Source organism: Ruegeria sp. BJ5 (assembly GCF_056537865.1).
Map to the genome: position 1 here is coordinate 396,800 of NZ_JBQFSH010000003.1, position 26,177 is coordinate 422,976.

General features: G+C 61.1%; 22 protein-coding genes and 1 tRNA gene. 17 read left to right on the forward strand and 6 right to left on the reverse strand.

Going from position 1 to position 26,177, the window contains the following annotated elements:
- The first annotated feature begins 113 nt into the window (after nucleotides 1-113).
- The 5 genes from urtA to urtE all read left to right on the forward strand — a co-directional run bounded on the left by urtA (nucleotide 114) and on the right by urtE (nucleotide 6,109).
- Nucleotides 114-1,388: an urea ABC transporter substrate-binding protein gene (gene urtA, locus ACR0NY_RS12690; RefSeq protein WP_170340831.1), complete on the forward strand. Its 1,275-nt coding sequence runs from the start codon at nucleotides 114-116 to the stop codon at nucleotides 1,386-1,388.
- 67 nt (nucleotides 1,389-1,455) lie between these two features.
- Nucleotides 1,456-3,411 (forward strand): urea ABC transporter permease subunit UrtB, encoded by a 1,956-nt coding sequence (gene urtB / locus ACR0NY_RS12695; protein WP_170369037.1) that lies wholly within the window; start codon nucleotides 1,456-1,458, stop codon nucleotides 3,409-3,411.
- Between the two features lie 10 nt (nucleotides 3,412-3,421).
- Nucleotides 3,422-4,675 carry an urea ABC transporter permease subunit UrtC gene (gene urtC / locus ACR0NY_RS12700; RefSeq protein WP_437342588.1) on the forward strand — a complete coding sequence of 418 codons (1,254 nt, stop codon included), beginning with the start codon at nucleotides 3,422-3,424 and terminating at the stop codon, nucleotides 4,673-4,675.
- Nucleotides 4,672-5,412: an urea ABC transporter ATP-binding protein UrtD gene (gene urtD, locus ACR0NY_RS12705; protein WP_170342806.1), complete on the forward strand. Its 741-nt coding sequence runs from the start codon at nucleotides 4,672-4,674 to the stop codon at nucleotides 5,410-5,412. The genes urtC and urtD overlap by 4 nt, the downstream gene beginning before the upstream one ends.
- Complete coding sequence (urtE, locus tag ACR0NY_RS12710) at nucleotides 5,402-6,109, forward strand: urea ABC transporter ATP-binding subunit UrtE (RefSeq protein WP_170369036.1); 708 nt, start codon at nucleotides 5,402-5,404, stop codon at nucleotides 6,107-6,109. Before urtD ends, urtE begins: the two co-directional genes overlap by 11 nt.
- Before the next feature lie 2 nt (nucleotides 6,110-6,111).
- Here the strand turns inward: urtE and ACR0NY_RS12715 are convergent, their stop codons facing one another.
- The gene (locus ACR0NY_RS12715) at nucleotides 6,112-6,957 is read right to left on the reverse strand and encodes a LysR family transcriptional regulator (protein ID WP_170340823.1); all 846 of its coding nucleotides are present in this window, start codon (nucleotides 6,955-6,957) and stop codon (nucleotides 6,112-6,114) included.
- Between the two features lie 86 nt (nucleotides 6,958-7,043).
- Here ACR0NY_RS12715 and ACR0NY_RS12720 point away from each other — a divergent pair, with 86 nt between their 5' ends.
- From ACR0NY_RS12720 to ACR0NY_RS12730, 3 genes are all read left to right on the forward strand, one after another.
- The gene (locus ACR0NY_RS12720) at nucleotides 7,044-7,511 is read left to right on the forward strand and encodes a c-type cytochrome (RefSeq protein ID WP_170364019.1); all 468 of its coding nucleotides are present in this window, start codon (nucleotides 7,044-7,046) and stop codon (nucleotides 7,509-7,511) included.
- A gap of 13 nt (nucleotides 7,512-7,524) precedes the next feature.
- Nucleotides 7,525-8,433, forward strand: a complete 909-nt coding sequence (locus ACR0NY_RS12725) for a c-type cytochrome (protein WP_170369035.1) — start codon at nucleotides 7,525-7,527, stop codon at nucleotides 8,431-8,433.
- Nucleotides 8,434-8,634: 201 nt separating this feature from the next.
- Nucleotides 8,635-9,366: a hypothetical protein gene (locus ACR0NY_RS12730; protein ID WP_217354921.1), complete on the forward strand. Its 732-nt coding sequence runs from the start codon at nucleotides 8,635-8,637 to the stop codon at nucleotides 9,364-9,366.
- A 61-nt stretch (nucleotides 9,367-9,427) separates the two neighbouring features.
- Here ACR0NY_RS12730 and ACR0NY_RS12735 read toward each other — a convergent pair whose 3' ends face one another.
- Nucleotides 9,428-10,084, reverse strand: coding sequence for a response regulator (locus ACR0NY_RS12735; protein ID WP_170369034.1), 657 nt, complete (start codon nucleotides 10,082-10,084; stop codon nucleotides 9,428-9,430).
- Nucleotides 10,081-11,406, reverse strand: a complete 1,326-nt coding sequence (locus ACR0NY_RS12740) for a sensor histidine kinase (protein WP_170369033.1) — start codon at nucleotides 11,404-11,406, stop codon at nucleotides 10,081-10,083. Before ACR0NY_RS12740 ends, ACR0NY_RS12735 begins: the two co-directional genes overlap by 4 nt.
- Before the next feature lie 317 nt (nucleotides 11,407-11,723).
- On the opposite strand from ACR0NY_RS12740, the gene ACR0NY_RS12745 reads away from it, so the two are divergent.
- Together ACR0NY_RS12745 and ACR0NY_RS12750 are read left to right on the forward strand one after the other, a co-directional pair.
- A complete protein-coding gene (locus ACR0NY_RS12745) occupies nucleotides 11,724-13,013 on the forward strand; it encodes a M16 family metallopeptidase (protein ID WP_170369032.1) in 1,290 nt (429 codons plus the stop codon).
- Nucleotide 13,014: 1 nt separating this feature from the next.
- The gene (locus ACR0NY_RS12750) at nucleotides 13,015-14,400 is read left to right on the forward strand and encodes a peptidase M16 family protein (protein ID WP_170369031.1); all 1,386 of its coding nucleotides are present in this window, start codon (nucleotides 13,015-13,017) and stop codon (nucleotides 14,398-14,400) included.
- 586 nt (nucleotides 14,401-14,986) lie between these two features.
- Here the strand turns inward: ACR0NY_RS12750 and ACR0NY_RS12755 are convergent.
- A tRNA-Arg gene (locus ACR0NY_RS12755) sits at nucleotides 14,987-15,063 on the reverse strand.
- 114 nt (nucleotides 15,064-15,177) lie between these two features.
- Here ACR0NY_RS12755 and ACR0NY_RS12760 point away from each other — a divergent pair.
- Both ACR0NY_RS12760 and ACR0NY_RS12765 read left to right on the forward strand, forming a co-directional pair.
- Nucleotides 15,178-16,203 (forward strand): LacI family DNA-binding transcriptional regulator, encoded by a 1,026-nt coding sequence (locus ACR0NY_RS12760; RefSeq protein ID WP_170340809.1) that lies wholly within the window; start codon nucleotides 15,178-15,180, stop codon nucleotides 16,201-16,203.
- Complete coding sequence (locus ACR0NY_RS12765) at nucleotides 16,178-17,422, forward strand: winged helix-turn-helix domain-containing protein (protein WP_170369030.1); 1,245 nt, start codon at nucleotides 16,178-16,180, stop codon at nucleotides 17,420-17,422. Before ACR0NY_RS12760 ends, ACR0NY_RS12765 begins: the two co-directional genes overlap by 26 nt.
- A gap of 25 nt (nucleotides 17,423-17,447) precedes the next feature.
- Here ACR0NY_RS12765 and ACR0NY_RS12770 read toward each other — a convergent pair whose 3' ends face one another.
- Entirely contained in the window at nucleotides 17,448-18,146 is a 699-nt protein-coding gene (locus tag ACR0NY_RS12770; RefSeq protein ID WP_170369029.1) for a fumarylacetoacetate hydrolase family protein, read from the reverse strand.
- 776 nt (nucleotides 18,147-18,922) lie between these two features.
- Between ACR0NY_RS12770 and ACR0NY_RS12775 the strand changes: the two genes are divergently transcribed.
- On the forward strand, nucleotides 18,923-20,356 hold the full coding sequence (locus tag ACR0NY_RS12775; RefSeq protein ID WP_170369028.1) for a pyridoxal phosphate-dependent decarboxylase family protein: 1,434 nt from the start codon (nucleotides 18,923-18,925) through the stop codon (nucleotides 20,354-20,356).
- Nucleotides 20,356-21,123: an HpcH/HpaI aldolase family protein gene (locus tag ACR0NY_RS12780; protein WP_170340803.1), complete on the forward strand. Its 768-nt coding sequence runs from the start codon at nucleotides 20,356-20,358 to the stop codon at nucleotides 21,121-21,123. The genes ACR0NY_RS12775 and ACR0NY_RS12780 overlap by 1 nt, the downstream gene beginning before the upstream one ends.
- A 7-nt stretch (nucleotides 21,124-21,130) precedes the next feature.
- Here ACR0NY_RS12780 and ACR0NY_RS12785 read toward each other — a convergent pair whose 3' ends face one another.
- Nucleotides 21,131-22,273 (reverse strand): DUF3095 domain-containing protein, encoded by a 1,143-nt coding sequence (locus ACR0NY_RS12785; protein ID WP_170369027.1) that lies wholly within the window; start codon nucleotides 22,271-22,273, stop codon nucleotides 21,131-21,133.
- Nucleotides 22,274-22,409: 136 nt separating this feature from the next.
- On the opposite strand from ACR0NY_RS12785, the gene ACR0NY_RS12790 reads away from it, so the two are divergent.
- The 3 genes from ACR0NY_RS12790 to ACR0NY_RS12800 all read left to right on the forward strand — a co-directional run bounded on the left by ACR0NY_RS12790 (nucleotide 22,410) and on the right by ACR0NY_RS12800 (nucleotide 25,761).
- A complete protein-coding gene (locus tag ACR0NY_RS12790) occupies nucleotides 22,410-23,582 on the forward strand; it encodes an MFS transporter (RefSeq protein ID WP_170369026.1) in 1,173 nt (390 codons plus the stop codon).
- A gap of 21 nt (nucleotides 23,583-23,603) precedes the next feature.
- Nucleotides 23,604-24,635 carry a glycosyltransferase family 4 protein gene (locus ACR0NY_RS12795; protein ID WP_170369025.1) on the forward strand — a complete coding sequence of 344 codons (1,032 nt, stop codon included), beginning with the start codon at nucleotides 23,604-23,606 and terminating at the stop codon, nucleotides 24,633-24,635.
- A gap of 103 nt (nucleotides 24,636-24,738) precedes the next feature.
- Entirely contained in the window at nucleotides 24,739-25,761 is a 1,023-nt protein-coding gene (locus tag ACR0NY_RS12800; RefSeq protein ID WP_170340798.1) for an aspartate-semialdehyde dehydrogenase, read from the forward strand.
- Nucleotides 25,762-26,177: the final 416 nt, after the last annotated feature.

Here is a 26,177-nt window from a genome sequence, read left to right on the forward strand (position 1 = left end):
CCGGCCTAGGAACCTGATGACGCCCTCGCACACCGCAATTAAGCGTGGGGGGTATATGGGATGTTTCGGCGTTCCGGACAAGCCTGCTGCGCATCGCACAAAAGGAAACGCTGATGCACTCCAAACTACTCAACACTACTGCTGCTGTATTGTTCGCAACCGCCCTGCCCGCGCTGGCCGATTGCCCGATCAAAGTGGGCGTTCTGCACTCATTGTCCGGCACGATGGCCATCTCCGAGACCACGCTGAAAGACACGATGGAGATGCTGGTCGAACAGCAGAACGAAGCTGGTGGCCTGCTGGGCTGCGAACTGGAAGCCGTAGTTGTCGACCCCGCCTCGGACTGGCCGCTGTTTGCCGAGAAAGCGCGCGAACTGCTGACCGTACACGAAGTTGACGTGATCTTTGGCAACTGGACATCGGTCTCCCGCAAATCCGTGTTGCCGGTCATCGAAGAGCTCAACGGTTTGCTGTTCTATCCGGTTCAGTACGAAGGCGAAGAAAGCTCGAAGAACGTCTTCTACACCGGTGCCGCACCGAACCAGCAGGCGATCCCCGCAACGGACTACTTCCTTGAGGAACTGGGGGTCGAGAAATTCGCCCTTTTGGGCACCGACTACGTGTATCCGCGCACGACGAACAACATCCTCGAAAGCTATCTGAAGCAGAAAGGGATCGCCGAAGAGGACATCTTCGTGAACTACACCCCCTTTGGCCATTCCGACTGGTCCAAGATCGTGGCGGATGTCGTTGCGCTGGGCGCGGACGGCAAGAAAGTCGGCGTTATCTCGACCATCAACGGCGACGCGAATGTGGGCTTCTACAAGGAACTGGCCGCCGCAGGTATCTCGGCGGATGACATCCCAGTAGTTGCCTTCTCGGTCGGCGAGGAAGAATTGGCCGGTCTGGACACAACCAACCTTGTCGGGCATCTGGCGGCGTGGAACTACTTCCAGTCGGCAGAGAGCGAAGCGAACGAGGCCTGGGTTGCCGCCTGGAAAGCCCGCATGGGCGAAGATCGGGTGACCAACGATCCGATGGAAGCGCATTACATCGGCTTCAACATGTGGGTTAACGCCGCGACCGAGGCGGGCTCGACGGATGTCGATGCCGTGCGCGCAGCCATGTACGGCCAGGAATTCCCGAACCTGACGGGCGGCACGGCCGTCATGCTGCCGAACCACCACCTCGCCAAGCCGGTTCTGATCGGCGAAATCCAGGAAGACGGTCAGTTCGACATCATCAGCCAGACCGAAGAGGTTCCGGGCGATGCCTGGACGGACTACCTGCCCGAATCCGCGGTTCTGATCTCGGATTGGAAAGAGCTGGGTTGCGGTATGTACAACACCGAAACGAAAAGCTGCGTACAGATCAAATCGAACTACTAAGATCTGAACCGGAATACCTCGGGGCGCATCACATGTGCCCCGGGGCCCAATGCCGAGGTCTCCCCAAATGACGCTTTCGATTTGCCGGGCTTTGCTTGCCCTGCTGCTGTTCGTGGCCCCTGGTCTTTTGCAAGCCCAATCCTCCGACGCGCCGGTCCAGAAGCTTTTGCAGGCCCATGCGGAGGTCATTCAAAAATCCTCTCGCAAGACGATCGGCCCTGCGATTGACGCCCTGGCGCAGAGTGGATTGCCCGAGGCACAAACCGTCCTGGAGCGGTGGCAGGCCAAGGACATGTGGTTCAACCGGGATACGGGCCTTTTCGTTTTTGCGTCCAAAGCCGATGGCGGTTTGCGGGTTTTCGACATCTCGGATGGGGCCGAGATCGGTGTCGTCGACAAGAAAAACTACAAACAACTCAAGCCGAACTCGGGCATTCGCGGGTTGATCGCTTCGGCGCTGGTGCAGTTTCAATTGAACGACCCCGACCCGCTGAACCGAAGCGCAGCGCTGACGGCGATCGAGCGGGACGCGGAACGCTCGCACCTATCCGCCCTGCGCGGCGCCATTGCCGGAGAGCAGGACGCGGATCTGCGGGCCCGCAAGGACCGGCTCGAGCGTCTGTTGACGATCCGGTTTGATGATGACGCGGTCGCAAGGCTGGCTGCAATCGACAGCTTCGCCGGCGATCTGGGCGTTGACGTGCGCGCAACGCTCAATCCCCTTGTTGCATCTGAAATCAAGGTGTCCGACACGGCTCCGGATGGCGCTGTGACCATCGAGGCCGGGTCGGACGAACTGACACAGAAACAGGCCTATGACCTGTTGGTCGAGAACGGGTTGGCACCGGCCCTGGTGGACGACAGCACCATCAAAGAGACCCTGATTTCGAATATCGACGGTGACAGGGTCGCAGGCGTACAGGTGGCAAGTCTGGACGAAGATGCGGCACGACAAGCGGCATACCAGCTGCTGGCCGATCAGGGGCTCGCCGCTCCGCTAGTGACGCAGGACGACATCGCAGAGGCTGTGCAACAGTACAAGTTCTACCGAGTCTACACCTCGGCGCCGTTGCCGGTGGCGCTGGCGGCGCAGGCCGTGCTGGACAATATCGAGACGCAAGTCGCTCTCAACCAGACGGCGGATCTGGTTCTGGATGCGCTGTCGCTCGCCTCGATCTATTTCCTTGCCGCCATCGGCCTTGCCATCACTTTCGGCGTCATGGGCGTCATCAACATGGCGCATGGTGAGTTCATCATGATGGGCGCCTATACCGGATATGTGGTTCAACTGTTCATTCCGGACCTGACCCTGTCGATCATTGTCGCCATTCCCTGCGCATTCCTGGTGACCTTCGGCGCCGGTGTTCTGCTGGAACGTCTGGTCATTCGCTGGCTGTATCACCGTCCGCTGGAGACGCTGCTTGCGACCTTCGGGGTTTCCATCGCGCTGCAGCAACTGGCCAAGAACATCTTTGGAACCCAGGCGCGTCCCCTGACCGCCCCGGCCTGGCTGGACGGTTCGATGGTGCTGAACGATATCGTCTCCATCAGTTACATCCGCATCGCGATCTTTGTTCTGGCGCTGCTGTTCCTCGCGCTTTTCCTCATCGTCATGAACCGGACCCGGCTGGGGCTTGAGGTGCGCGCCGTGACGCAGAACCCGCGCATGGCGTCCTCGATGGGTATCAATCCCGACCGGATCAACATGCTGACCTTCGGCTTTGGCTCGGGCATCGCGGGCATTGCCGGCGTGGCAATCGGACTTTACGCCAAGGTCACGTCCGAGATGGGATCCGACTATATCGTGCAAAGCTTCATGACAGTGGTCGTGGGCGGTGTGGGCAACATCTGGGGGACGCTGCTGGGGGCCACGATGGTCGGCACGCTGCAGAAGGGGATCGAATGGTTCAACCCGTCCAATACCCTGGCGGCGCAGACCTACATGATCCTGTTCATCATCCTGTTCATTCAATTCCGGCCGCGCGGCATCATCGCGCTCAAGGGTCGGGCGGCGGAAGCGTGATATGGTTGACATGACATCCACAGCCAGCCCGATGCGAAAGCCATTTGTGCTGCGCTATCCCTCGGTCGCGATCTTTCTGATCGTCCTGGCGCTGTTCACGGCGACCATAACAGTGCTGGGCGAAGGGTTCGGGATCGGCCTGATATCCACCAGCTTCGTCAAGACATTGGGCAAGACCCTCTGCCTGTGCCTTGCGGCCCTGGCGATGGACCTGGTGTGGGGCTACACGGGCATCCTGTCCCTGGGGCATATGGCCTTCTTCGGTATCGGCGGATACGCCATCGGCATGTGGCTGATGTATGCGCGGACCGAGATCATCGTGATCGAAAGCCTCGCGTCCTCGGCCCTGCCACCAACGGCCCAGGAAATCTCTGACGGTATCGCCACCCAGATCTTCGGAGTCGTCGGCGCATCCGAGTTCCCACCGATCTGGGCTGTTGCGCATTCGCTGCCCTTGCAACTGGCTGCGGTCGTACTGGTGCCCGGCTTGCTGGCCCTTGTGTTCGGGTGGCTGGCCTTCCGCAGCCGCGTGACCGGGGTCTACCTGTCGATCCTGACACAGGCGATGACGCTGGCGCTGTCTCTGTACCTGTTTCAGAACGACAGCGGGCTGCGCGGGAACAACGGCCTGTCGGGTCTGCAGAATCTGCCGGGTCTGGATTCGGTGCCGCAATCGACGGTTTCGATCCTGTTCTTCTGGGCGTCGGCCCTGGCGCTGGGGCTGGGCTATCTGGTCTGCGCCTGGATGGTGTCCGGCAAGTTCGGATCGGTCATTCGCGCCATCCGGGACGACGAAAGCCGGGTTCGGTTCCTTGGGTATTCGGTCGAAGCCTACAAGCTGTTCATCTTCACCTTCACCGCCGTGATCTGCGGCATCGCGGGCGCCCTGTACTACCCTCAAGCCGGCATCATCAATCCAGCCGAGATCGCGCCCATTGCATCAATCTACCTGGCCGTCTGGGTGGCCATCGGCGGACGGGGCCGTCTGTACGGAGCGGTGATCGGCGCAGCATTCGTTTCTCTGCTGTCCACCTGGTTCACGGGTGGTCAGGCCCCCGACATCTCGCTGGGATTCTACACGATCCAATGGGTCGACTGGTGGACCATCCTGCTTGGGTTGTCATTTGTCGCGGTCACGCTGTTTGCGCCTCGGGGCATCGGCGGTCTGATCGACAGGTTTGCCGAACGGCGCGCCCCGGACCGCCACGGCGCCGATCTGGGGCCGGACCTTGGGTCGCTGCGCGAAAAAGAGGCCGACGAATGAGTACGTTACTTGAAGTCTCCGGCGTGTCCGTAACCTTCGACGGATTTAAAGCCATCAACAACCTGACATTCCAGATTGGCCCAGCCGAAATGCGCGCGGTCATCGGCCCGAACGGGGCGGGCAAGACGACGTTCATGGACATCATTACCGGCAAGACCAAACCGGATGACGGCCATGTTCTGTGGGGCGACAAATCCGTGTCGCTTCTGTCGATGAGCGAAAGCCAGATTGCCCAGGCCGGCATCGGCCGAAAGTTCCAGCGCCCCACCGTCTTCGAGGACCAGAGCGTTCGCGAGAACCTGATGCTGGCCCTCAGGAACAAACGCGGCCCGCTGGCGGTCCTGCGGTTTCGGGCCGGACAGGCGGATCATCAGAAGGTCGCTGACCTGGCCGAGGAAATCGGACTGCAGAATGCCTTGAACCGCAAGGCGGGTGAGTTGAGCCACGGGCAGAAGCAGTGGCTTGAGATCGGCATGCTGCTGGCGCAGGATCCGCAGTTGCTGCTGGTTGATGAGCCGGCCGCCGGAATGACCCCCGCCGAGCGTGAGCACACAACCGACATTCTTGTCGCGGCCGCCAAAACCCGCGCCGTGGTGGTGGTTGAACATGACATGGAGTTCGTCCGCCGCCTGAACTGCAAGGTCACGGTGCTGCACGAAGGGTCAGTTCTGGCCGAAGGGTCGCTGGACCACGTCACCAATAATGACAAAGTGATTGAGGTGTATCTTGGCCGCTGAGCTTCTGGAAATCTCGGACCTGTCCCTGCACTACGGCGGCAGCCAGATCCTGAGCGGGATCGACATCACCGCACGTCAGGGTCAGGTCACCTGCGTGATGGGCACCAACGGCGTCGGCAAGACCAGCCTGTTGAAAGCCATCTCCGGAACGCACCCCCGCAGCGGCGGTGAATACCGGCTTGGCGGCGAGCAGATCGGCAAGGCCACATCCTATGAGCTGGCTCGAAAAGGTGTGGCCTATGTTCCGCAAGGACGAGAAATCTTTCCGTTTCTGACGGTCTGCGAGAACCTGGAAACCGGTTTTGCCTGCCTGCCCCGCAGCGAACACAGGATACCTGATTACATCTTCGAACTGTTCCCGATTCTCAAAGAGTTCCTGTCGCGGCGCGGTGGTGATCTGTCAGGCGGTCAGCAGCAGCAGCTCGCAATTGCGCGGGCCTTGATCACGAAACCCAGGCTGCTTTTGCTGGATGAACCAACCGAGGGCATCCAGCCCAACATCATCAAGCAGATCGGCGAAGTCATCCGCCTGTTGCGCGATCAAGGTGAGATGGCGATTGTCCTGGTCGAGCAGTATTTTGATTTCGCGTATTCTCTGGGCGACAGTTTTCTGGTGCTGGAACGCGGGTCGCCATTCCTGAAAGGATCAAAATCCGAACTTGGTCAGCAGCAGCTCAGGGCGGCCGTTTCGGTTTGATCTTACCGGCCCAGTGCTTCGGGCAGGTGTTCCACCAAGGCCCGCTGCACGACGGCAAACCGCGGCGTGCGCGCAATCTCTTCAAGCGTGGCCACCCACAGAGGAACCTCGATTTTCGGATCGATGTCCGGCGCCCGCCGCAACCGCGGGTCCGCATCACCGATGAACGTCGGCAAAAATGCCTTGCCGACACCTGTCGCAGCCATCTGCTCGAGCACAAGGAAACTGTCCGCGCCGATGGTGGTGTCTTCATCCCGCACATGTTCGGCCATCCATCTGGCCGGGACCGAACCGCTCAGCGCCCCGTCCAACCGCATCCATTTTCGGTTGGGGGACCCATCGTCGTAGACCCCGAAGGCCAACGCGCCAGCCCGCTCGCCCACCAAGTCTTCGCCCAGGCGTATTGATGGACGCACGGCAATGTCAGCGGTCAGCCGCGACAGGTCATGGTGATTGTTCCCGCTCAGCAGACTCAGTTCCAAACCCGGATAAAGCGCAGAAATGCGGTTCAGTATCCCGGGCAGCACAAGCTGGCAAAGACTGTCGGTCGAGGCAATCCGCACCCGCCCGGTCGGCGAACGGTCTGCGCCCACGATTGCCCGTTCGACCGAAAGCACCGCATCCTCGACATTTTCCATGGCCGAAAGAATGGCCCGGGCCTCGGGCAGCGCACTGTAACCCGACGGGTTCTTTTGAAAGATCACGCACCCATGACGTCGTTCAAACGCCGCCACCCTGCGCAGCACCGTTGCATGGGTCACGCCCAGCGCTGTGGCCGCTGCGTTCAACGAGCCGTGCCGGCTTACGGCGAGGGCATATCGGATGTCGTCCCAGTTTTGATTGTTCATAAGTTAACAAGAAACGCAGAGAAATAAACAATTACAAGAAATTTCGATCAAGCTACCATTCGGCACATTCATGTGGGAGAGATACCATGATCAAGAAATTCTCAATCCTTGCGGCGAGTTTGATTTCTGTGGCCGTAATTGGCACGGCCGTAGCCCAGGAAAGCGAAAACCCGGCCGTCAAGGCGCGGAAGGCCGTGATGCAGCTGTATGCGTTCAATCTGGGCACGCTTGGCGGCATGGCCAAGGGCGAGGTGGAATACAACGCCGAGGCCGCGACGCGCGCGGCAAACAACCTGGTTGCCGTGACGCAGATCGATCAGTCGGCCATGTGGCCAGCCGGGTCCGACAATGTCTCCGACCCATCTTCTCGTGCGCTTCCGGCGATCTGGGAGAACTTCCCGGATGTCAGCGCCAAGGGCAAGGCAATGGCTGAAGCCGCGGTTGCGATGCAGGCCGCCGCCGGGCAAGATGTCGAAGCGCTGAAAGCAGCGATGGGACCATTGGGTGGAGCCTGTTCGGCATGTCACAAGGCTTACAGAGCCCCAAAGAACTGACAAGGCCCTGACGGTGCGGCGGCTTCTGTCGATTGCCGCGGGCGTCGCGGTCGTGGCCGGGCTGACCGGTCTGGTTCTGACCCGACCGCAACACGTCGATCCGGCCGAGTTGGACGGTATTGCCCCTGATCTTGTCAGGGGCGAGACCGTGTTCTTTGCGGCCGGATGCGCCTCGTGCCATTCAGCGCCGAACTCCGAGGGTGAGGAAAAGCTGGTGCTGGCGGGCGGACGCCGGTTCGAGACAGATTTCGGTACGTTCATAGCTCCGAACATATCCAGCGACCCAGAAGCCGGGATTGGGTCATGGTCGGCGCTGGAACTGGCGGATGCCCTGATCTACGGAACCGGGCCGGCCGGGCAGCACTATTACCCGGCCTTCCCTTACACGACCTATACGAACATGACGCCGGAGGATGTCGTGTCGCTGCACGCATTCCTCGGCACCCTGCCGGCCGCCTCGCAGGAAAGTATCGCGCATGAGGTCGGTTTCCCCTTCAACATCCGGCGAAGTTTGGGCGGCTGGAAGCTTCTCTACCTTGAACCAGGGTGGGTGGTGGACGGTGATCTCGATGCGCAGCAGCAGCGCGGGCGCTACCTGGTCGAAGCCTTGGGCCATTGCGCCGAGTGCCACACACCCAGAGATGGTCTTGGCGGCATGAACCGGGATCAATGGCTGACGGGTGCGCCAAATCCCAGCGGAAAAGGGCGCATCCCCGGCCTGACCACCAACCACCTGGATTGGTCCGAAGCCGACATCGCCGAATACCTGAAGTCCGGTTTCACTCCGGACTATGACAGCGCCGGCGGAGAGATGGCCGAGGTCATCGAGAACACTTCCCGTCTGTCCGATGACGACCGGTTGGCGATCGCCGCATATCTCAAGGTTGTTCCTGTACCGGCCAACGACGCCACAACAGACTGAGCCGACGCCTGCATTTCCCGGCTACCGATGAGCCAAGGCGGTTCGCCGGGCGGCGGGATCTTGGCACCTTGGGCCTTTTCGCTTCCCCTTTCGGACGTTTGGTTGGAAATTCGTCGGACCTAAGCCCGATGTGGACTGATCCAACCCGGCTTAGCCTCCCTACGACAACCAGACATTTGTCGAACAGCAAAGGAGGCTGAAATGATAGCAAACCGGAAACTGGGACAACTTCTCAGCACTGTGGCACTGGCGACGTTGATTTCGGCGGCGCCATACACTCCCAAGTTCAGCACCGAGGGCGGCTTGCAGCTTGAGCCCGCTTACGCGTTTGCCAAGAGCGGCAAAGGCAAGGGTGGCAACGGTCGGGACGACGATGATGACGATGACGATCGGGACGATGATGACGACGATCGGGATGACGACGACGACGATGATGATCGGGATGATGACGACGACGATGACGACGATCGATCAAGTCGCAGCGGCAGCAAAAAGGGATCGTCGCAATCCGGAAGCACCCCGACCGGGTCGACCGGCATAACCAAGGTCGAGACAACTGCAAACGGAATCGAAGTTCGCTATGCGGACGGAACCAAGGAAGAAATCGAAAACGGCCGGTACGAGAGAAAGAATGCTCAGAACCGGACCGTTGAGGAACGGCCAGCCACAGGAGCCGATATCTCAAGGCTTCGCTCTCTGGCGAACGGCATTTCGATCAAGAATGTAAGCGCATCCGGTCAAGGTGGTACGGCCGGAAGCCGCCCCACAAAGATCGAACGCCAGGGCAACAACATCGAAGTCAACTACGCCAACGGCTGGAAAGAAGAGATCGAGTTCGGGCGCTACGAGCTGAAAGACCCCTTCAACCGGACCGTTGTGGAAAGAACTGCCACGGCCGCCGATATTCGAAGGCTGCAATCGGTCGCGAACTGACGAACAGCGCCATTTTGCCGGACGGTCTCTCGGTCAGAGAGGCCGTTTCGGCGTTTGAAGGCTATGCGGGCTTGTTTTTCTTGCCCCACGCGTCGTGCGCGATAAGTGCGGCCTCGACCCGGTTCCGCGCGTGCAGCTTGGACAGGATCGCCGTCATATAGTGTTTCACCGTCTTTTCCTGAAGATCCAGTTCCACGGCGATCTCGCGATTGCTCAAACCCTTGGCCACGCGCCTGAGTATCTCCTCTTCGCGATGCGTGAGATCATCCAGGACATCGCTGCTGTTCGCAGGGCTTGCGTCGTTGTTGATCTGAAGAAGTACCCGCGAAGCCAGCCCCGGCGAAACGAACCCCTCCCCCGCGGCGATGCTATGCAGGGAGGCGGTCAGTTCACTCGCAGTTACGCCTTTGACAATATACCCAATCGCTCCGGCCTCGAGTGCATCGGCAACATCGCTGCTGTTCTCCGAAACCGTCAGAATCGCGATGCAGGGCGGTTTTTCCATTGCTGCGATCCGGCGTGTCGCGTTGATCCCACCGCCGGGCATCGAGAGATCGAGAATTGCGATGTCGGGCTGGTGCTGAGCGACAAGCGCAACCACTTCGTCGGCGCTGGATCCGGCCGCGAGAACTTCGAACCCTTCTGCCTCATCCAAGGTCCGCCGCAGCCCATCACGGAAGATCGGATGATCATCTGCTATGACAAGTGTCTTGGTCATGGTGAGCTCGTTTTGTTGGGAAACAGGGTCATTTCGACGGTGGTGCCCTGGCCGGGACTGGACGAGACCTGAAACCTGCCGCCGATGCTTTCGACCCGATCGCGCAGCCCCAGCAGCCCCTGGCCGCCATCATCGCGCAGAACAGTACCGTCCAAAGGATCAAAGCCAGGGCCATCGTCCTTGACCTGAATGACAATGCAATCGTCGCGAACATGGCAGGTGACGCTGCAGCGGGACTGCGGGGCATATCGCGCGGTATTCGAGAGTGTTTCCTGAAGAAAGCGGAAAACGCACAGTTTGTCAGACACCGACAAATCCGGCATGTCACCGCCATGAAACGAGATTTCAGGCCGCAACGGGCTGTGCTCCGCGTGGTCCTCGACCGCTCTTCTTACGACATCCACCAAGGTCAGGTTGTCGATATCGGGCGCAGACAGCCCCCGGGACAGCGCGCGGATTTCGGTCAAGGACTTCTGCAGCGACTGCTGGATTTCTTCGGCCTCCTTCGGTTTTGGGGATTTGTCCGAAAACGCGGCCTCCAACCGAAGGGCGGCAAGTGAAAGGTACTGCGCCGGGCCGTCATGAAGTTCGGCGCCGAGTTTCTTCAGAAACCGGTCCGTCTGCGCGGCATACCGCCCCGAGGCCTCGACCACCCGCGACCGCAGCATCGCATTCTGCGCCGCCATCCTTTCGCTTTCCGCCAGCCGTTTCTTCAATAGCCGCGCCTGCCGCCGGATGGTGTTGTCCCCGATCGCAACGATGCAAAACAGGACAACCGTGCTTGCCAGAAAGGCGGAACCGACCACCAACCAGCTTGTGCGCCTGGCTTTTGCCAGATCCATCTCCAATTGATCGGCCCTTTCATAGAACTCGGCCACGGCAATGATTTCACCGGACCACAGTTCACGAATGGGGCTGTAGACCTCAAGCAGCGGTATCCCCAAGGCCGCTTCGGCAGCGCTTTCATCGTGATCCAGTTCCTCGAACGAGCCCGAGATTTCGCCGATCCAGGCGCGCTGAAGGTCACCCGTCGGCTCGAAACGGTTTCCGATGATGCTTGTGTCCGAGGCGTGTACGACCACACCGCCCTGCTTCCAGAATTTGTACGAGACGATACGATCGCGCATCGGCTGGGTCATGAATATCTCGTCCAGCGCCCGCCTCGCCTGCTCGGACAGGCGGTCACCCAACGCCAGTTCCTGGCTGAGAGGTGAGACGATGCTTTCCATATACAGCGCCGCCGAATTGGCCGAGTTCTGCACGACCGCATTCTGGATTCGATTTGAAACCCATACACCGACGATCGCGGTTGCAGATCCCATAACAAGGATGCTTGCCGCAAGAAAAACTCGCGACAACGACCAATTCCCAATCGTCAGCTCAGCAACTTTCGTCCTCATCTTGGCCCCGACTATGACCCACAATCAAAAATCGCACCACAGACCTTGGTCTGACATGATCCAGATGTTCGCCCCAGCAAGCCCCGACCGCAGCCTCAGAAGCACACCCCGATTTGCTATGCCTTTTGCGACTTGAAAAACACCCCGCACGCCGCAAGCATTGATACAACCGTTGCCCATTTGGTTGAGCGTCGGCTGACCGGCGTTTCAGCGAAAATCAAATAGTTCAAAGGATTTTGATGCGCGCCGCCGTATTTTTCTTGTCGATCGTCTTTTTGGTTTTTTCCGGATCCGCTCAGGCTCAGAGCATCATTCCGCTTGCCCAGAAGGGCGGGCTGCACGCGGCATATGTGGTTCCAGTGGACGACTTCGACCGCGTGGATGTTCAGTTGATCGTTCTTTCGGGGTCGTATGACGACCCGGACCCGTCCGGCACAGCCCATCTGACCGAGCATCTCGCCGCGTTCTCGGCCGACGCCACCATTCTCAGAAAACCGCGCGAGCGCGATATCTACGCCACCACGCACAATGTCGCGACCGTGTACACGAATTCCGGGCTGCCATCCGAGGCGGAGATGTTGTTGCGGCTTTCCCGGGCCGTTCTGGACACGCCATCCGTATCCAGGCAATTTGCGGAGAGCGAAGTCGCTATCGTCCAGCGGGAAACCTTGCTGCGTGAACGGCAATATCCGTTTCGCTGGCTCAGCCGAATGGCACTTCAAAACCTCTACGGCACCTTGCGCGGCCGGGCAGACAACACCGTCGAGGATCTGCCCAAGCTGAGCCTCGAGAAGGCCTATCAGTTTCACAAGGAACACTATGTGCCGTCCAACGTGACGTTGATCGTCTCCGGAAACATTGAACCAGCCCGGGCCGAAGAACTGGTGGCGCGGGTGTTTGGCGATACCGAACCATCGGAGGCTCCGAAAAAACCGTGGTTGGATCACAAGCCGGATCCCGGGAAACAGTCCGTCGTGCGCCTGCAGTCGGATCGGTTGCAACGCGACACCGTGCTGTTCGCAAAATTCGTGGAGTTCGAAGACCGCTCCACGAGCATCGACATGCAAGGCGCGTTCTTCATCGCAAGCGGGATCCTGAACGAACGGATCGCCAAGGTCCTGCGCCACGAGGACACGCGGATACTCAACCATGGCGTCAACTGGTATTTTGCGAAGAATGCCGATGTTGAACTGGTGATCGACCTGCAACTCATGCCCGGCTTCAGCGTGGATGAAGCCAAGGATCTGCTGACCGAAACCTTGGCTGGCTTGCTGGACGAGCCGATCAGCAAATACGAAATTCATGAGCTCCGTCAAAAGGAGGTGGTCTGGTCCCAGAACATGGCCCGCCGTCCTTTGGCCTTTCTGTGGTTTCTGCAGAACGTCGCCGCGGACGGATTCCCGCCCATCAGCCCGTCGGTCTTTGCCGAAACACTGAGCAACACCACAGATCAGGAAGTTATCGATTTTGCGGAAAAAGTCTTGCAGCCCTCGGCGACATCTTTCGTTCTTGCAGAGAAAGCCGACTGACATGAGCGTTATCAAGGGCCGGCTTCTCACAGTTCTCTTTGTTGCGCTTACCTTGCTGCCGGGTGAGCAGGCACAGGCAGAACTGATTGCGACTGCAGGCGAAACGAAACTGGTCGAGCTCTCTCCGCTTGAGAACGGCACGTCCGCGCTGACCCTGGTTTGGACGATTGACCACCCGACGCTGGACCGCACTGCCGCCATGTCCGCCGCCATTGCGAGCGTGGTGACAGGCGGGACCTCGACCCGCTCATCCTACGAAGTCAGTTCGTTCCTGAAGCTGAAAGGTGTCGAACAGAAAATCGGCAGAAGCGGCAAGAACCTGACGCTCACCGTCTCGGCGCCAAGCGACGTCTTCCCGGAAGTCCTGGTGCACCTCGAGAACGTATTGCTCGAACCCCGATACACACCAAACTGGTACGCACGAGAGCTTGAGACGTCTCGCCCAGTTATCTCGACCAGAACCAGACAGCCGTCGGATGTGTTGAACGAGGTTACCAATTATCTGGAATTCGACCCTGCCGCCACGGACGAAGAAACCCTTGAAACCGACTTTCAGTTCGGACGACCTGCTCAGGTCATCCTCAGATCAGAGGAAGAAGAGGTAACGCGCCGCACCGTCCGATTGATCAATTCGCTGCCGGGCGCGCGGTTCCGGCTGGGGCGCGCCCTGAGCAAATGGGCCGAAGGGTGGACGGGCGCGAACGGGGCGCCCTTTGCCCTGCCCAAAGGTATCGTGCATCTCGCCGATCCCGACGCATCCGAAATGTTGATCCTGCTTGCCAATGCAAAGGCGTTTTCGAACGCACAGGACCAGCTTGGCTCGAACCTTCTTGTTGACTACATCGGCGCCAATCAGGGCTCGGAGATGTTTCGGGTCATCCGCCAGTCCATGCGTGCATCTTACGATCCACGTTCGGACTTTGTGGTCGTGGGCAAGAACAAGGGCGTGATCGCGCTGAGCGCGACCGTCGAAGCCAGCGCATGGCCCGAGGTCCACGGCAAGATCATGGAAATCTATCAAGGCGTCCGCGACGGAGGCGTTGTCCCGGAAAGTCTGGAAATCCAGAAAGATCGGTTGGACCGCACCTACTATCACAGATTCTTCACAGACCCCAACTGGGGCGCGCGCCAGTTTCTGGACGAACATCCCGACGGCGTAGAAGGCGAAATCACCCTTCCACTGTTTGAGGCATTCCGGACAGTCTCGACCGAAGAGACGATTGAGAACGCCGATACGCTGTTGCCCCCGGTTGAGGAGTTCCTGGTGATCTTGATCGGAGGAGGTGTTTCCCCGTCGGCCGACATGCGGTCGGACGGGTACTGTGCCCTGCCCAAAGGCGCACCGATCAGCCATTGCCTTAACAAGCTGTCAAACGCGGAATACTGACAGTCCGCGGGCCATTGCTGCGACGCTTCCAAGAACAGATGATCCCCGCGATACATCGTCTTGAAGGTACCGCGGGATTGACCCTTTGGGATTGTCTGCCGGTCACGTAAGCTTGGACTTGCCCGTCGCGCAGCAAGGAGAACGCTATGCGTGTTCTTGAGATACTATCTTTGGTTGGTCTGTGTTTGGTGTTGGTATCGCCACTTCCCGGAAGTGCGGCCCCAACGGCAGCAGAGTGCAATAGTGCGGGAGGAAAAACCGTCACGATCAAGGGAAAGACCGCTTGCGCGTTTGCGGGCGGAGCATGCCCAGAGGGGTGGCGCTCATACGATTCCTACCGAAAATGGCAGCCGAAAACCTGCGGTGGCGCGCAATGCACCGGGAATACCAAATGCACAACGAGCCGAGGTTGGTCCATAACCGCACCAGAATGCAGATTTGAGAGAGGCAGAAACTCTCAGGGCGACTGCACCAAAAGAAGTGTATGCACCGCAAACAGGATCGCCAGAACCGCTTGCACGAAGTGAGGTCGCCATCGCGGTTGAGCGGTGTAAACGAACCCGCAACCGGACCCGCGCTGAGTTGCTGGCGACCCCGGCAGGATTCGAACCTGCAACCTGCCCCTTAGGAGGGGGCTGCTCTATCCAGTTGAGCCACGGGGCCGCGCGGCGCCTTCTGTAGCCGGGTTTTTTCGGCTTGTCATGACCTTTGCACAACAGTTGAACAGATTGCCCTGTTCGCGCTAGCATCGGGGAAACAACAATGCAGGTATCCCCGGTGACAACAGAAACGAAACGCCCGCTTACCCTCCGTGATGTCTCAGAAGCGTCCGGTGTGTCGGAAATGACGGTCAGCCGGGTCCTGCGCAATCGGGGCGATGTGTCGGACGCGACCCGCACCCGGGTTCTGGCCGCCGCGAAAGAGCTGGGATATGTGCCCAACAAGATCGCCGGCGCGCTGGCCTCGAGCCGGGTGAACCTGGTGGCGGTGATTATCCCGTCGCTGTCGAACATGGTTTTCCCCGAGGTGCTGACCGGCATCAACCAGGTGCTTGAGGATACCGAGCTGCAGCCGGTGGTCGGCGTTACCGATTATCTGCCGGAAAAAGAGGAAAAGGTTCTGTACGAGATGCTCTCGTGGCGTCCGTCGGGCGTGATCATCGCCGGGCTGGAACACACCGAGGCCGCGCGGGCCATGCTGGATTCGGCGGGCATTCCGGTGGTCGAGATCATGGATACGGACGGAAAGCCAGTGGACGCGATGGTGGGCATTTCGCACCGCCGGGCCGGGCGCGAGATGGCGCAGGCGATCCTGAAGGCCGGGTATCAGCATATCGGCTTCATGGGTACCAAGATGCCGCTGGACCACCGCGCGCGCAAACGGTTCGAGGGCTTCACCGAAGTTCTGGGCAAGCACGGGATCGAAATCGAGGACCGGGAGTTCTATTCCGGCGGCTCGGCCCTGGCCAAGGGGCGCGAGATGACCAAAGCCATGCTCGACCGGTCCCCGGAATTGGATTTCCTGTATTATTCCAACGACATGATCGGTGCGGGCGGGCTGCTGTACCTGCTTGAGCAGGGAATCGACGTGCCCGGACAGATCGGCCTTGCGGGATTCAACAACGTCGAACTGCTGCAGGGTCTGCCGCGCAAGCTGGCCACCATGGACGCCTGCCGGCTTGAAATCGGTCGCAAGGCGGCAGAAATCATCGCCGCCCAACTGGCTGACCCGAATACCGAGATCGAAACTCGCATCACTTTAACCCCCAAGATCAGCTATGGCGACACGCTCAAGCGGCGCTGAACGGGGCAAGCTGCAACAACTCGACAACCGAACCGCCCGTGCGTTGTTCATGGACCGCCACGCGCTGGCGGAACAGCCCGCAGGCCCGGCCAAGGGGCCCGATCTGCTGCATCTGATCCACCGGTTGGGTTTCGTGCAGCTCGACAGCATCAACACCGTGGCGCGCGCCCATGACATGATCCTGTTCTCGCGACGCCCGTCCTATCGGCCGAACGACCTCAAACGCCTGTACGAGCGCGACCGCGGCCTGTTCGAACACTGGACCCACGACGCCGCCGTGATCCCGATGGCGTTCTACCCGCATTGGCATCTGCGCTTCCAGCGCGACGCCGAGATGCTGCGGGCCCGCTGGCGCAACTGGCGGCGCGACGGGTTCGAACAGCAGTTCGAAACCGTGCTGCGGCACATCCGCGACCACGGCCCGGTGTGCTCGGCCGATCTGGGGCAGGATGAGAAAAAGGGCTCGGGCGGGTGGTGGGATTGGCATCCCTCAAAAACGGCGCTGGAATACCTGTGGCGCTCGGGCGCGCTGACGGTGGTAGGGCGCCGAGGGTTTCAAAAGCAATACGACCTGACCGAGCGCGTGATCGATACCCATCTATGCCCCGGCGTGATGGAGTGCGATCATCAAGCGACGGTGGACTGGCTGTGCCACGCGGCGCTCGACCGGTTGGGCTTTGCCACCTCGGGCGAACTGGCCGCCTTTTGGGACACGGTCACCGCCGCCGAGGCGAAAGAGTGGTGCAAACAGGCTTTGACACGGGGTGATCTGCAGGAAATCGAGGTGGAATGTGCCGATGGTCGAATGCGCCGCGTGTTCGCGCCACCAGGCTTGGCGGACCAGGCTGCCGACCCTGCCCCCGCGCCGGGAAGAATCCGCGTGCTCAGCCCGTTCGACCCGATGCTGCGCGACCGCAACCGCGCCCAGCGCCTGTTCGGCTTCCACTATCGGATCGAGGTTTTCGTGCCCGAGGCCAGGCGCACCTATGGGTACTACGTCTTTCCGCTGCTCGAGAAAGACCGTCTGATCGGACGGATCGACATGAAGGCCCATCGCGACGAAGGCATCTTGCGGGTCCGCGCCCTGTGGCCCGAGCGCGGGGTCAAGTGGTCGCACGCCCGCACCCGGCGGCTCGAGGCCGAGTTGGACCGGGTACGCCGTTTTGCAGGACTGGAACAGGTCGCCTTTGCCACAGACTGGCTGCGCGCGCCTGTTTGAGCGGCTGAAAGCCCCTTCTTAGGGTCTATTCCGCCGGCCCGAGGGTCAGGCGGATGGGATCCAACCCGTCGATACCGCCGGTCAGCACATCTCCGGCGACGACCGGGCCGACACCGGCGGGCGTTCCGGTCAGGATCAGGTCGCCGGGCCGCAGGTGATAGAACCGGGACAGGTGCATGACGATCTCGTCGATCTTCCAGATCAGTTCGGACAGGGTGGCGTCCTGCCGGACCTCACCGTTCACGCTCAGATGGATGCGGATGTCATCGGTCGGCGCCCAATCGGCGGCGCGGGTCAGCGGCGCGAACACCGCGCCATTTTCCACATCCTTGCCCAGATCCCAGGGGCGCTGCTTGTTGCGCTCGCGGATCTGCAGGTCGCGCCGGGTCATGTCCAGCGCGCAGCAATATCCGAACACGGCATCCCAAGCCTGCTGCGACGTCGCCTGAAACACCGGGCGACCAATGGCCAGAGCCAGTTCCACTTCGTGATGATAATTCTCGGTGCCCGGCGGGTAAGGCACGGTTTGCCCGGTCAGAATGGCATTCTGCGGGGACTTGGTGAAATAGAACGGCGCCTCGCGGTCAACCTCGTTTCCCATCTCGGCCGCATGGGCGGCATAGTTCCGTCCCACGCAGAAGATGCGCCCCACCGGATAGGTGTTGGCCTCTCCAACTACTGGTATCTGCACCACATCCGGCAGGGAAAACAGAGATTTGGCCATATTGCATCCTTTCCTTCATATTGCAGCGCAGACTAAAGGAGACACTCCGCTGTTCAACCCGGCAAACACGCCGATTATTGCCGGCCCGCCTGTACGTTTCGGCGCGAAGTTGCCAAGGCCGCGGACCTGTGCGCAAACCAGTTTCATCCGCGCAGACTATCCGTCTTTATTCCAGGGAAACTTGGGACCGCCCTGTTTAATAAACCGCACAGGCCGCGCATCATGAACGGAAATATCGGGCAGATATTCGAAGGCAGCGCAACAGGCCCACTGGCCGCGTCACTTTATTGCGACTTGGTTTCGCGGTCAGGTGCGCTAGGTTTTCTTTCAGGCGGTCGGCGCGCCCAGCCAATCAAGCTTTGTTCATCAGCGTGCCACCGTCACGAATACCAAGGAAAAATTACGGTTTCGGAGAACCGCCGCTCTGGCCTCATCCCCCTGGGTGCTTGGGCTGCGCTGTCGGGGTGCAATTTGGGCACCTCACATTCTCCGATTCAGGGCCGGAGCCCTTCAACACAGGGATTCTTCGGCCCCGGGCCAGGCAAATAACTTCAGACACCGTCTGGCCACCCCGCCGGAGTCGACCCCTAGTTTCTCCGGCGGGGTTCTCCGATCCGCACAACCGGTGCGTTTTTCTTTATTAGAGCCTGAATTTGGATCGAACGGGCGCCACGGTCCCACCTCACAGCGCCCTCGTCGTCCGGAATTTGATTGACCTGCCCGCCTGCATCGCCATCACTTGCCCGCGAAAGATGCGAAGGCGGAAGGCAGGGCAGATGAGATGGGATGAATTCTCGGAATGGGGCAAACGCATTTCCGAGTGGACGCAACATTATCACCAAACCGTCGGCCAGCACCCGGTGCGCGCCCGGACCGAGCCCGGCGAGGTGCTGAACGCGCTTCCCGCGACGGCGCCGGAACAAGGCGAACCGATAGAAGGGATTTTCCAGGATTTCGAACAGATCGTGATGCCCGGCATCACCCACTGGCAGCACCCGCGCTTCTTCGCCTATTTCAACTCGAACGCCTCGGCGCCGTCCGTGCTGGCCGAGTTTCTGGCCAGCGCGATCGCGCCGCAATGCATGTTGTGGCAGACCTCGCCCGCGGCGACCGAGATGGAAACCCGGATGATGGACTGGCTGCGGCAGGCGCTGGACCTGCCCGAAGGCTTTGCCGGGGTAATCCAGGACTCAGCCTCGTCGGCCACGCTGGCCGCCGTTCTGACCATGCGGGAAAAGGCGCTGAACTGGCAGGGCAACCGTCAGGGCCTGTTCGGGCAGACACCCTTGCGCGTCTATTGCTCGTCCGAGGTGCACACATCGGTCGACCGCGCCATCTGGGTAGCCGGGATCGGGCAGGACAATCTGGTGCGCGTCCCGATCAAGGGTGACTGGCGCGGGATGGACCCCGCAGCGCTCGAAGCCGCGATCCGGGCCGATCTGGACGCCGGCCTTCACCCCACGGGAGTGATCCTGTGCGTCGGCGGCACCGGAACCGGCGCGACCGATCCGGTGGATGAGTGTCTGGAAGTCGCGCAGAAATACGGGCTGTACACGCATGTGGATGCAGCCTGGGCCGGGTCGGCGATGATCTGCCCCGAATACCGCCACTATTGGCCGGGGATCGACCAAGCCGACAGCATCGTCTTCAACCCGCACAAATGGTTGGGGGTTCAGTTCGACTGCTGCGCGCATTTCCTGAAAAACCCCGACGATCTGGTGCAGACGCTGGCGATCAGTCCCGAATATCTGAAAACCCATGGTCAGGACGGGATCATCAACTTTTCGGAATGGTCGGTGCCGCTGGGCCGCCGGTTTCGGGCGCTGAAACTGTGGTTCGTGATCCGCGCCTACGGGCTGGAAGGGCTGCGCGCGCGGCTGCGCAACCACGTCAACTGGTCGCGCGACCTGCATGACCGACTGGCGGCCGAGCCGGATTTTCGGATCGTCACCCCGCCTATGTGGTCCCTGTGGACCTTCCGCTATGAACCGGCCGATGCTGCGGATCTGGACGACCTGAACCTGCGGCTGGTCAACGCCATCAATGATGACGGGCGAATCTATCTGACCCAGACCCGGGTCGATGGCGACATCGTCATCCGCTTTCAGGCCGGCCAGTTCGAAACCACCGAGGAGGACGTCCGGATGGCCTTTGACGTGATCACCGAAATCGCCCGCACCTTGCCCACACCCCCGCAGGAGGACCGCTGATGCCCGCCCCCAAAAACCCGTTCAAACAGGCTCTGACAAAGGGCGAAATGCAGATCGGCTGCTGGATGAGCTTTGCTGAAGCCATCACCGCGGAAATCATGGGAACCGCCGGTTTCGACTGGCTGGTGATCGATGGCGAACATGCGCCGAATGACATCCGTTCGATCCGCGATCAACTGATTGCGCTGGCCAACAGCCCTTCGCACGCGGTGGTGCGGCTGCCCGTCGGCGAGACCTGGATGATCAAGACCGTGCTGGATGCCGGCGCTCAGACGATTCTGGTGCCGATGGTCGAAAGCGCAGATCAGGCGCGCGAGCTGGTTCGGGCCTGCCAGTACCCGCCCGGAGGTGTGCGGGGTGTCGGGGCCGCCGCAACACGGGCGACAATGTACGGCACGATCCCCGATTACGTGGCCACGGCCGACCCCGAGATCTGTTTGCTGGTTCAGGTGGAAAACCTTGCGGGCATGGCCGCGCTGGACGACATCCTTCAGGTCGAGGGCGTGGACGGCGTTTTCATCGGCCCGGCCGATCTGTCCACCGACATGGGTTACAAAGGCGACAGCACGGTGCCAGAGGTCCGCACCGCCATCGCGGATGCTTTGAAACGGATCCGGGCAGCAGGCAAGGCGCCGGGTATTCTGGGCACCAATGATGAAGCGGTTCAAGCGTATCGGGACATGGGCGCGCAGTTCCTGGCGGTCGGTATCGACGTCATGCTGCTGGCTCAGGCCGCCCGCGGGCTGGCCGCGAAATGGCGTCCCTGAGAGCGGCTCATCCCTGCATTTCGGCGGCGGCCTGCGCATAGCCGCCCGATGCACCATCGACGAAATGTACGTGATCGTCGCGCGTGGCGGCGGGCACGAAGCAGGTCATCATCGCCTCTTGCTGGGAATGGATGCCGTATCTGATTTTGCCGCGTCCGCGCGCATCTTCCAGGGTCCGGGCGATGCGCGACAGGGTCTCGTCGTCACAATCCAGCGTCATCTTCAACCCGTCATCAAACTTGCGGAAATCCGCATTTCGGCTGACCATGTTCTTGTAGTGACCCGGCTCAAACTCGCCCAGTTGCTTGCCTGATTTGAACAGCAGCCAAATCAGCAGGTTCTGCACAAGCAGCGCGGCCTTGCGCACGGCCAGATTGCGCCCAGCGCGCGAGACATGGGCATCCAGTGCAAGACCCGGAGGTGGCCACTTGATCGGAGGGCCGCCGGCCGGCACGGGATGGCCCGCGCGCTCCAGAGCCTCAGATGCGGACAGAACTGATTGCGCCAGATCAGCAAAATCGCGTTCTGTCGCCTGCGCAGTGGGCTGGATGACAAGTGACACGATCTGCCCATGCCGCGCAGGGCTGTTGGACCAGCGGCAGGACAGACCGGTCAGGTCGGGCTGCGCGTCTGACCCGGCGGGCGGAACCTCGTACCGGCCAGCTTTCATCTGCGCCTCGGCCCAGGCCAGTCCGCCACCGGTGAACATGGCATAATCCACCCCCGAGGACGGCGCATAGCGCGCTACCCGCAAGTCGTGCCCCTCCCCACGCACGTCGGACACAGGAACCAAAGCCGCACGTAGCGCGATGCCGAACTCGGTTTCCGCCCAACTGCGCAGCGCGGCCAAGGTGTCGCGCGCCATGTCGGCATCGCACTTCGGGATGGCAAATCCGGCACCGTCGCCACCAAATACATAGGGAAAAACCCGCCCGCCCAGCGCGTTGATCATGCCTGAGATCACCGCCGCACCAACCATGTTCACCGTCTTGTAGCGACCACGCGCGATTTCGCCGGTCGAGTCCACGATATCGGCGACGCCCACGATCCAGTCATCCGGGACCGGGGTGAATTGTTCTGGATCCGACAGGGCAAGAAAATCGCGCGTAATGGGTACGCGGCCATAGAATCCGATATCGGCGGTCTTCATTGTCCCTCCCGTTAGCTTGCCGCAATGATAGCGTAGTGCAGGGGCATTTCCCGATACTGCAACATATCACACGCGCTTGTGCATGGCATCGGGACGTGCCAAGCATCCCGGTGAGGCGGACGGCAGGGAGACTGACATGCAGGCAGGTTTGGTGATCTTGTGTCTGGCCTATGTCCTCAGCCAGTTCTTCCGCGCGTTCCTTGCGGTTCTGACCGCCGATCTGGCCCGCGACATCGGTGCCACGCCCGAGGATCTGGCCTGGGCCTCGGGTCTGTGGTTTCTGGTCTTTGCGGCGATGCAGATCCCGGTGGGGTGGGCGCTGGACCGGGTTGGCCCGCGGCAGACGGCGGCGGTTCTGCTGCTGATCGGCGGCGCGGGTGGAGCCGCGGTGTTCGCGTTGGCCACGACGCCCCTGCATGTAGCGGTAGCGATGGCGTTGATCGGGGTCGGGTGTTCGCCGGTTCTGATGGCCTCGTATTTCATCTTTGCCCGCGAATATCCGCCCGCGAAATTCGCGACCCTAGCGGCGGTGATGCTGGGTGTGGGGTCGGTTGGCAACCTCGTGGCCTCTTATCCCACGGCGCTGGCGGTCGAGCTGATGGGCTGGCGCGCGACGCTGGCGGGGCTGGCCGCGATCTCGGGCGCCGTGGCTGTGGGTATCTGGGTCACGGTCAAAGACCCCACGCGGGTCGTGTCCGAGCAGAAGGGTTCCGTTCTGGATCTGCTGCGCGAGCCTGCGCTGTGGGCGATTTTGCCGCTGATGCTGGTGGCCTATGCGCCCTCTGCCGCGCTGCGGGGGCTGTGGGCCGGTCCCTATTTGCTGGACGTGTTCGGGCTGAGCGCCACCCAGATCGGGCAGGCTACGCTGGTCATGGGCGCCGCGATGATCGCGGGCACCTTTGCCTATGGGCCGCTGGACCGGCTGCTGAACACCCGCAAATGGGTGATCTTCGGCGGCAACACGCTGGCGGTGCTGGCGCTGGGGCTGCTGGGGCTGTGGGTCGCGGACGCCGTCTGGCTGTCGGTTCTGCTGATGGCGCTGATCGGGTTTCTGGGGGCATCCTTCCCGGTGATCATGGCGCATGGGCGCGCCTTCATCCCGGCGCACCTGGTGGGGCGCGGCGTGACCCTGCTGAACCTGTTCGGGATCGGCGGCGTGGGGCTGGCGCAATTCGCCACCGGCCGCATCCATGCGGCGACGGTGGACATGGGGCCAACCGCACCCTACACAGCGATATTCGTCTTCTTTGCCGTCACGCTGACGATCGGCTGTGTGATCTACCTGTTCAGCCGTGACAGCATGGAGTGAGACCCCGCAGGAGCGCGCCCCGTGAACGACCCCGTTGTCCTTGCCCCAAACCTCAAACGCCGCCTGTCCGGCGTGACCGCGACGATCGCGCGGCTGGTGCCGTTGCAGGCGCAGTGGATCGACATCGCCGCCACCGGCCCGGGCCTGCCTGAAGACATCCCGCACATCCCGCTGGGCCGCCTGCCCTTTCTGTCGCGCAAGACGCTGCGGGTCTGGCACGCCCGCCGCAACACCGAGATGCTGCTGGGCCTGATCCTGCGCGACCTGCTGCGGCTGCGGCTGAAACTGCTGTTCACCAGCGCCTCGCAGCGGGCGCATACGGGCTATACCAAGTGGCTGATCGGCAAGATGGACGCGGTGGTGGCCACCTCGCGCAAGACGGCCGGCTACCTCGAGCGCGAAGCACAGGTGATCATGCACGGCATCAACCTGCAGGATTTCACGCCACCCGCGGACAAGGCAGCGCCGCGCGCGCAGATGGGGCTGCCCGACGGGCTGCTGCTGGGCTGCTATGGCCGCATCCGCCACCAGAAAGGCACCGACGCCTTCGTCGATGCGATGATCGACCTGTGCGGGCAGGTCCCCGACGTACATGGCATCGTCATGGGCCGCGCGACCGAGAAACACAGCGCTTTCCTGACCGAACTGAAGGACAAGGTGGCCCAAGCCGGCCTGTCCGACCGCATCCTGTTCAAGCCCGAGGTCACCGTGGACAAGATTGCCCAATGGTACCAGGTGCTGGATCTGTTCATCGCCCCCCAACGCTGGGAGGGGTTCGGGCTGACGCCGCTGGAAGCGATGGCCTGCGGCGTGCCCGTGGTGGCCACGGATGTGGGCGCGTTTTCCGAGATCGTAACCGACCCGGCGTTGGGCCGGGTGGTGCCGCCCGGCGACATTCTGGCGCTGGCCGCGGCCGCCGCCGAGATGCTGGCGGACCGTGATTCCCTGGCCCGCGCAGGCCGGGCCGCCCGCGCCCATGTGGAACGGAATTTCGACATCAACGGCGAGGCGCAGGCCCTTGTTGCGCTCTATCAGCAGCTGCTGAAGGCCTGAGTCGCCGCAAAACTGCGTCATTCGGTCAATTCCGCCGCGAAGGCCCTTTTTTATTTTCTGCAACGCGGCTATGAACGCGCGTCCTTAATTCAGGAGACTAGACATGGGCTATCGCGTCGTTGTCGTCGGCGCCACGGGGAACGTGGGCCGCGAAATGCTGAACATCCTGGCTGAACGCCAGTTCCCCGTGGACGAAATTGCCGTTCTGGCAAGCCGTCGTTCGCTGGGCACCGAAGTCAGCTTTGGCGACAAGACACTCAAGACCCAGGATCTGGACACTTTCGATTTCACCGGCTGGGACATGGCGCTGTTCGCCGTGGGGTCCGCCGCGACCAAGGATTACGCCCCCAAAGCGGCAGCGGCCGGCTGCGTGGTGATCGACAACTCGTCGCTCTATCGCTACGACCCCGAGATCCCGCTGATCGTGCCCGAGTGCAACCCGCAGGCGATCCACGACTACAAGAACAAAAACATCATCGCCAACCCCAACTGCTCGACCGCGCAGATGGTAGTGGCGCTGAAGCCGCTGCATGACCGCGCCAAGATCAAGCGCGTCGTGGTCTCGACCTATCAGTCGGTGTCGGGCGCCGGCAAAGAGGGTATGGATGAGCTTTGGGATCAGACCAAGGCCGTCTACAACCCGATCAACGAGGTTGCGCCGAAGAAATTCCAGAAGCAGATCGCCTTCAACGTCATTCCGCATATCGACGTCTTCATGGAGGACGGATCGACCAAGGAAGAGTGGAAGATGGTCGTCGAGACCAAGAAGATCGTCGACCCGTCGATCAAGGTCACCGCGACCTGTGTGCGGGTGCCGGTTTTTGTCGGACATTCGGAATCGGTGAACATCGAGTTCGAGGAATTCCTGGACGAGGACGAGGCCCGCGACATCCTGCGCGAAGCTCCGGGCGTGATGGTGATCGACAAGCGCGAGGCCGGTGGCTATGTCACGCCGGTTGAATGCGTCGGCGATTTCGCCACCTTCATCAGCCGGATCCGTCAGGACTCGACAGTGGAAAACGGCCTGAACCTGTGGTGTGTCTCGGACAACCTGCGCAAAGGCGCGGCCCTGAATGCAGTGCAAATCGCCGAGCTGCTGGGCCGCGAGGTCCTGAAGAAGGGCTGATAGCCGGACTAGACTGAAGCCTTAAAACCCCGCGGCATGGGCTGCGGGGTTTTTTCATTTTCGGCAATGCGAGAAGGAAGGCGCGCCAGGCATCACCACAGTTTCTGCCCAAGCAAAAGTAAATTCGCCAGGTGAATAGCTATTATTCACATAATCAATTTTTCATATTTCACAGCTGCTGGTATTTTTCCGCCCATTGAAGGTGCCTTCGTTTCAATCTCAGCCGAGGGGGAACGAGCCATGATTGACCAAACAGAACCTGACCTGTCGCAGGAACCGGGGTTCGACACCGCGCGATCCCACGTGCTCTGGAACCGCTGACTAGGCCGATGTTTTTCTGACCTTTAGTGCTCGACGCCGCACTGCCAGACAGTTCGGGCTAGGTTGGGCAGCATGGTTCGGATGCCCGCGTCAGA

What these genes read in the sequence shown, in the direction of transcription:
- ACR0NY_RS12750 (WP_170369031.1), top strand. Translation starts at nt 13,015, where the DNA reads ATGAGCGTTATCAAGGGCCGGCTTCTCACAGTTCTCTTTGTTGCGCTT.
- ACR0NY_RS12730 (WP_217354921.1), top strand. Translation starts at nt 8,635, where the DNA reads ATGATAGCAAACCGGAAACTGGGACAACTTCTCAGCACTGTGGCACTG.
- ACR0NY_RS12765 (WP_170369030.1), top strand. Translation starts at nt 16,178, where the DNA reads ATGGCGACACGCTCAAGCGGCGCTGAACGGGGCAAGCTGCAACAACTC.
- ACR0NY_RS12775 (WP_170369028.1), top strand. Translation starts at nt 18,923, where the DNA reads ATGAGATGGGATGAATTCTCGGAATGGGGCAAACGCATTTCCGAGTGG.
- ACR0NY_RS12770 (WP_170369029.1), bottom strand. Translation starts at nt 18,146, where the DNA reads ATGGCCAAATCTCTGTTTTCCCTGCCGGATGTGGTGCAGATACCAGTA.
- ACR0NY_RS12780 (WP_170340803.1), top strand. Translation starts at nt 20,356, where the DNA reads ATGCCCGCCCCCAAAAACCCGTTCAAACAGGCTCTGACAAAGGGCGAA.
- ACR0NY_RS12745 (WP_170369032.1), top strand. Translation starts at nt 11,724, where the DNA reads ATGCGCGCCGCCGTATTTTTCTTGTCGATCGTCTTTTTGGTTTTTTCC.
- urtC (WP_437342588.1), top strand. Translation starts at nt 3,422, where the DNA reads ATGACATCCACAGCCAGCCCGATGCGAAAGCCATTTGTGCTGCGCTAT.
- ACR0NY_RS12720 (WP_170364019.1), top strand. Translation starts at nt 7,044, where the DNA reads ATGATCAAGAAATTCTCAATCCTTGCGGCGAGTTTGATTTCTGTGGCC.
- urtB (WP_170369037.1), top strand. Translation starts at nt 1,456, where the DNA reads ATGACGCTTTCGATTTGCCGGGCTTTGCTTGCCCTGCTGCTGTTCGTG.
- ACR0NY_RS12740 (WP_170369033.1), bottom strand. Translation starts at nt 11,406, where the DNA reads ATGGGATCTGCAACCGCGATCGTCGGTGTATGGGTTTCAAATCGAATC.
- urtD (WP_170342806.1), top strand. Translation starts at nt 4,672, where the DNA reads ATGAGTACGTTACTTGAAGTCTCCGGCGTGTCCGTAACCTTCGACGGA.
- ACR0NY_RS12715 (WP_170340823.1), bottom strand. Translation starts at nt 6,957, where the DNA reads ATGAACAATCAAAACTGGGACGACATCCGATATGCCCTCGCCGTAAGC.
- ACR0NY_RS12790 (WP_170369026.1), top strand. Translation starts at nt 22,410, where the DNA reads ATGCAGGCAGGTTTGGTGATCTTGTGTCTGGCCTATGTCCTCAGCCAG.
- ACR0NY_RS12735 (WP_170369034.1), bottom strand. Translation starts at nt 10,084, where the DNA reads ATGACCAAGACACTTGTCATAGCAGATGATCATCCGATCTTCCGTGAT.
- urtA (WP_170340831.1), top strand. Translation starts at nt 114, where the DNA reads ATGCACTCCAAACTACTCAACACTACTGCTGCTGTATTGTTCGCAACC.
- ACR0NY_RS12800 (WP_170340798.1), top strand. Translation starts at nt 24,739, where the DNA reads ATGGGCTATCGCGTCGTTGTCGTCGGCGCCACGGGGAACGTGGGCCGC.
- ACR0NY_RS12785 (WP_170369027.1), bottom strand. Translation starts at nt 22,273, where the DNA reads ATGAAGACCGCCGATATCGGATTCTATGGCCGCGTACCCATTACGCGC.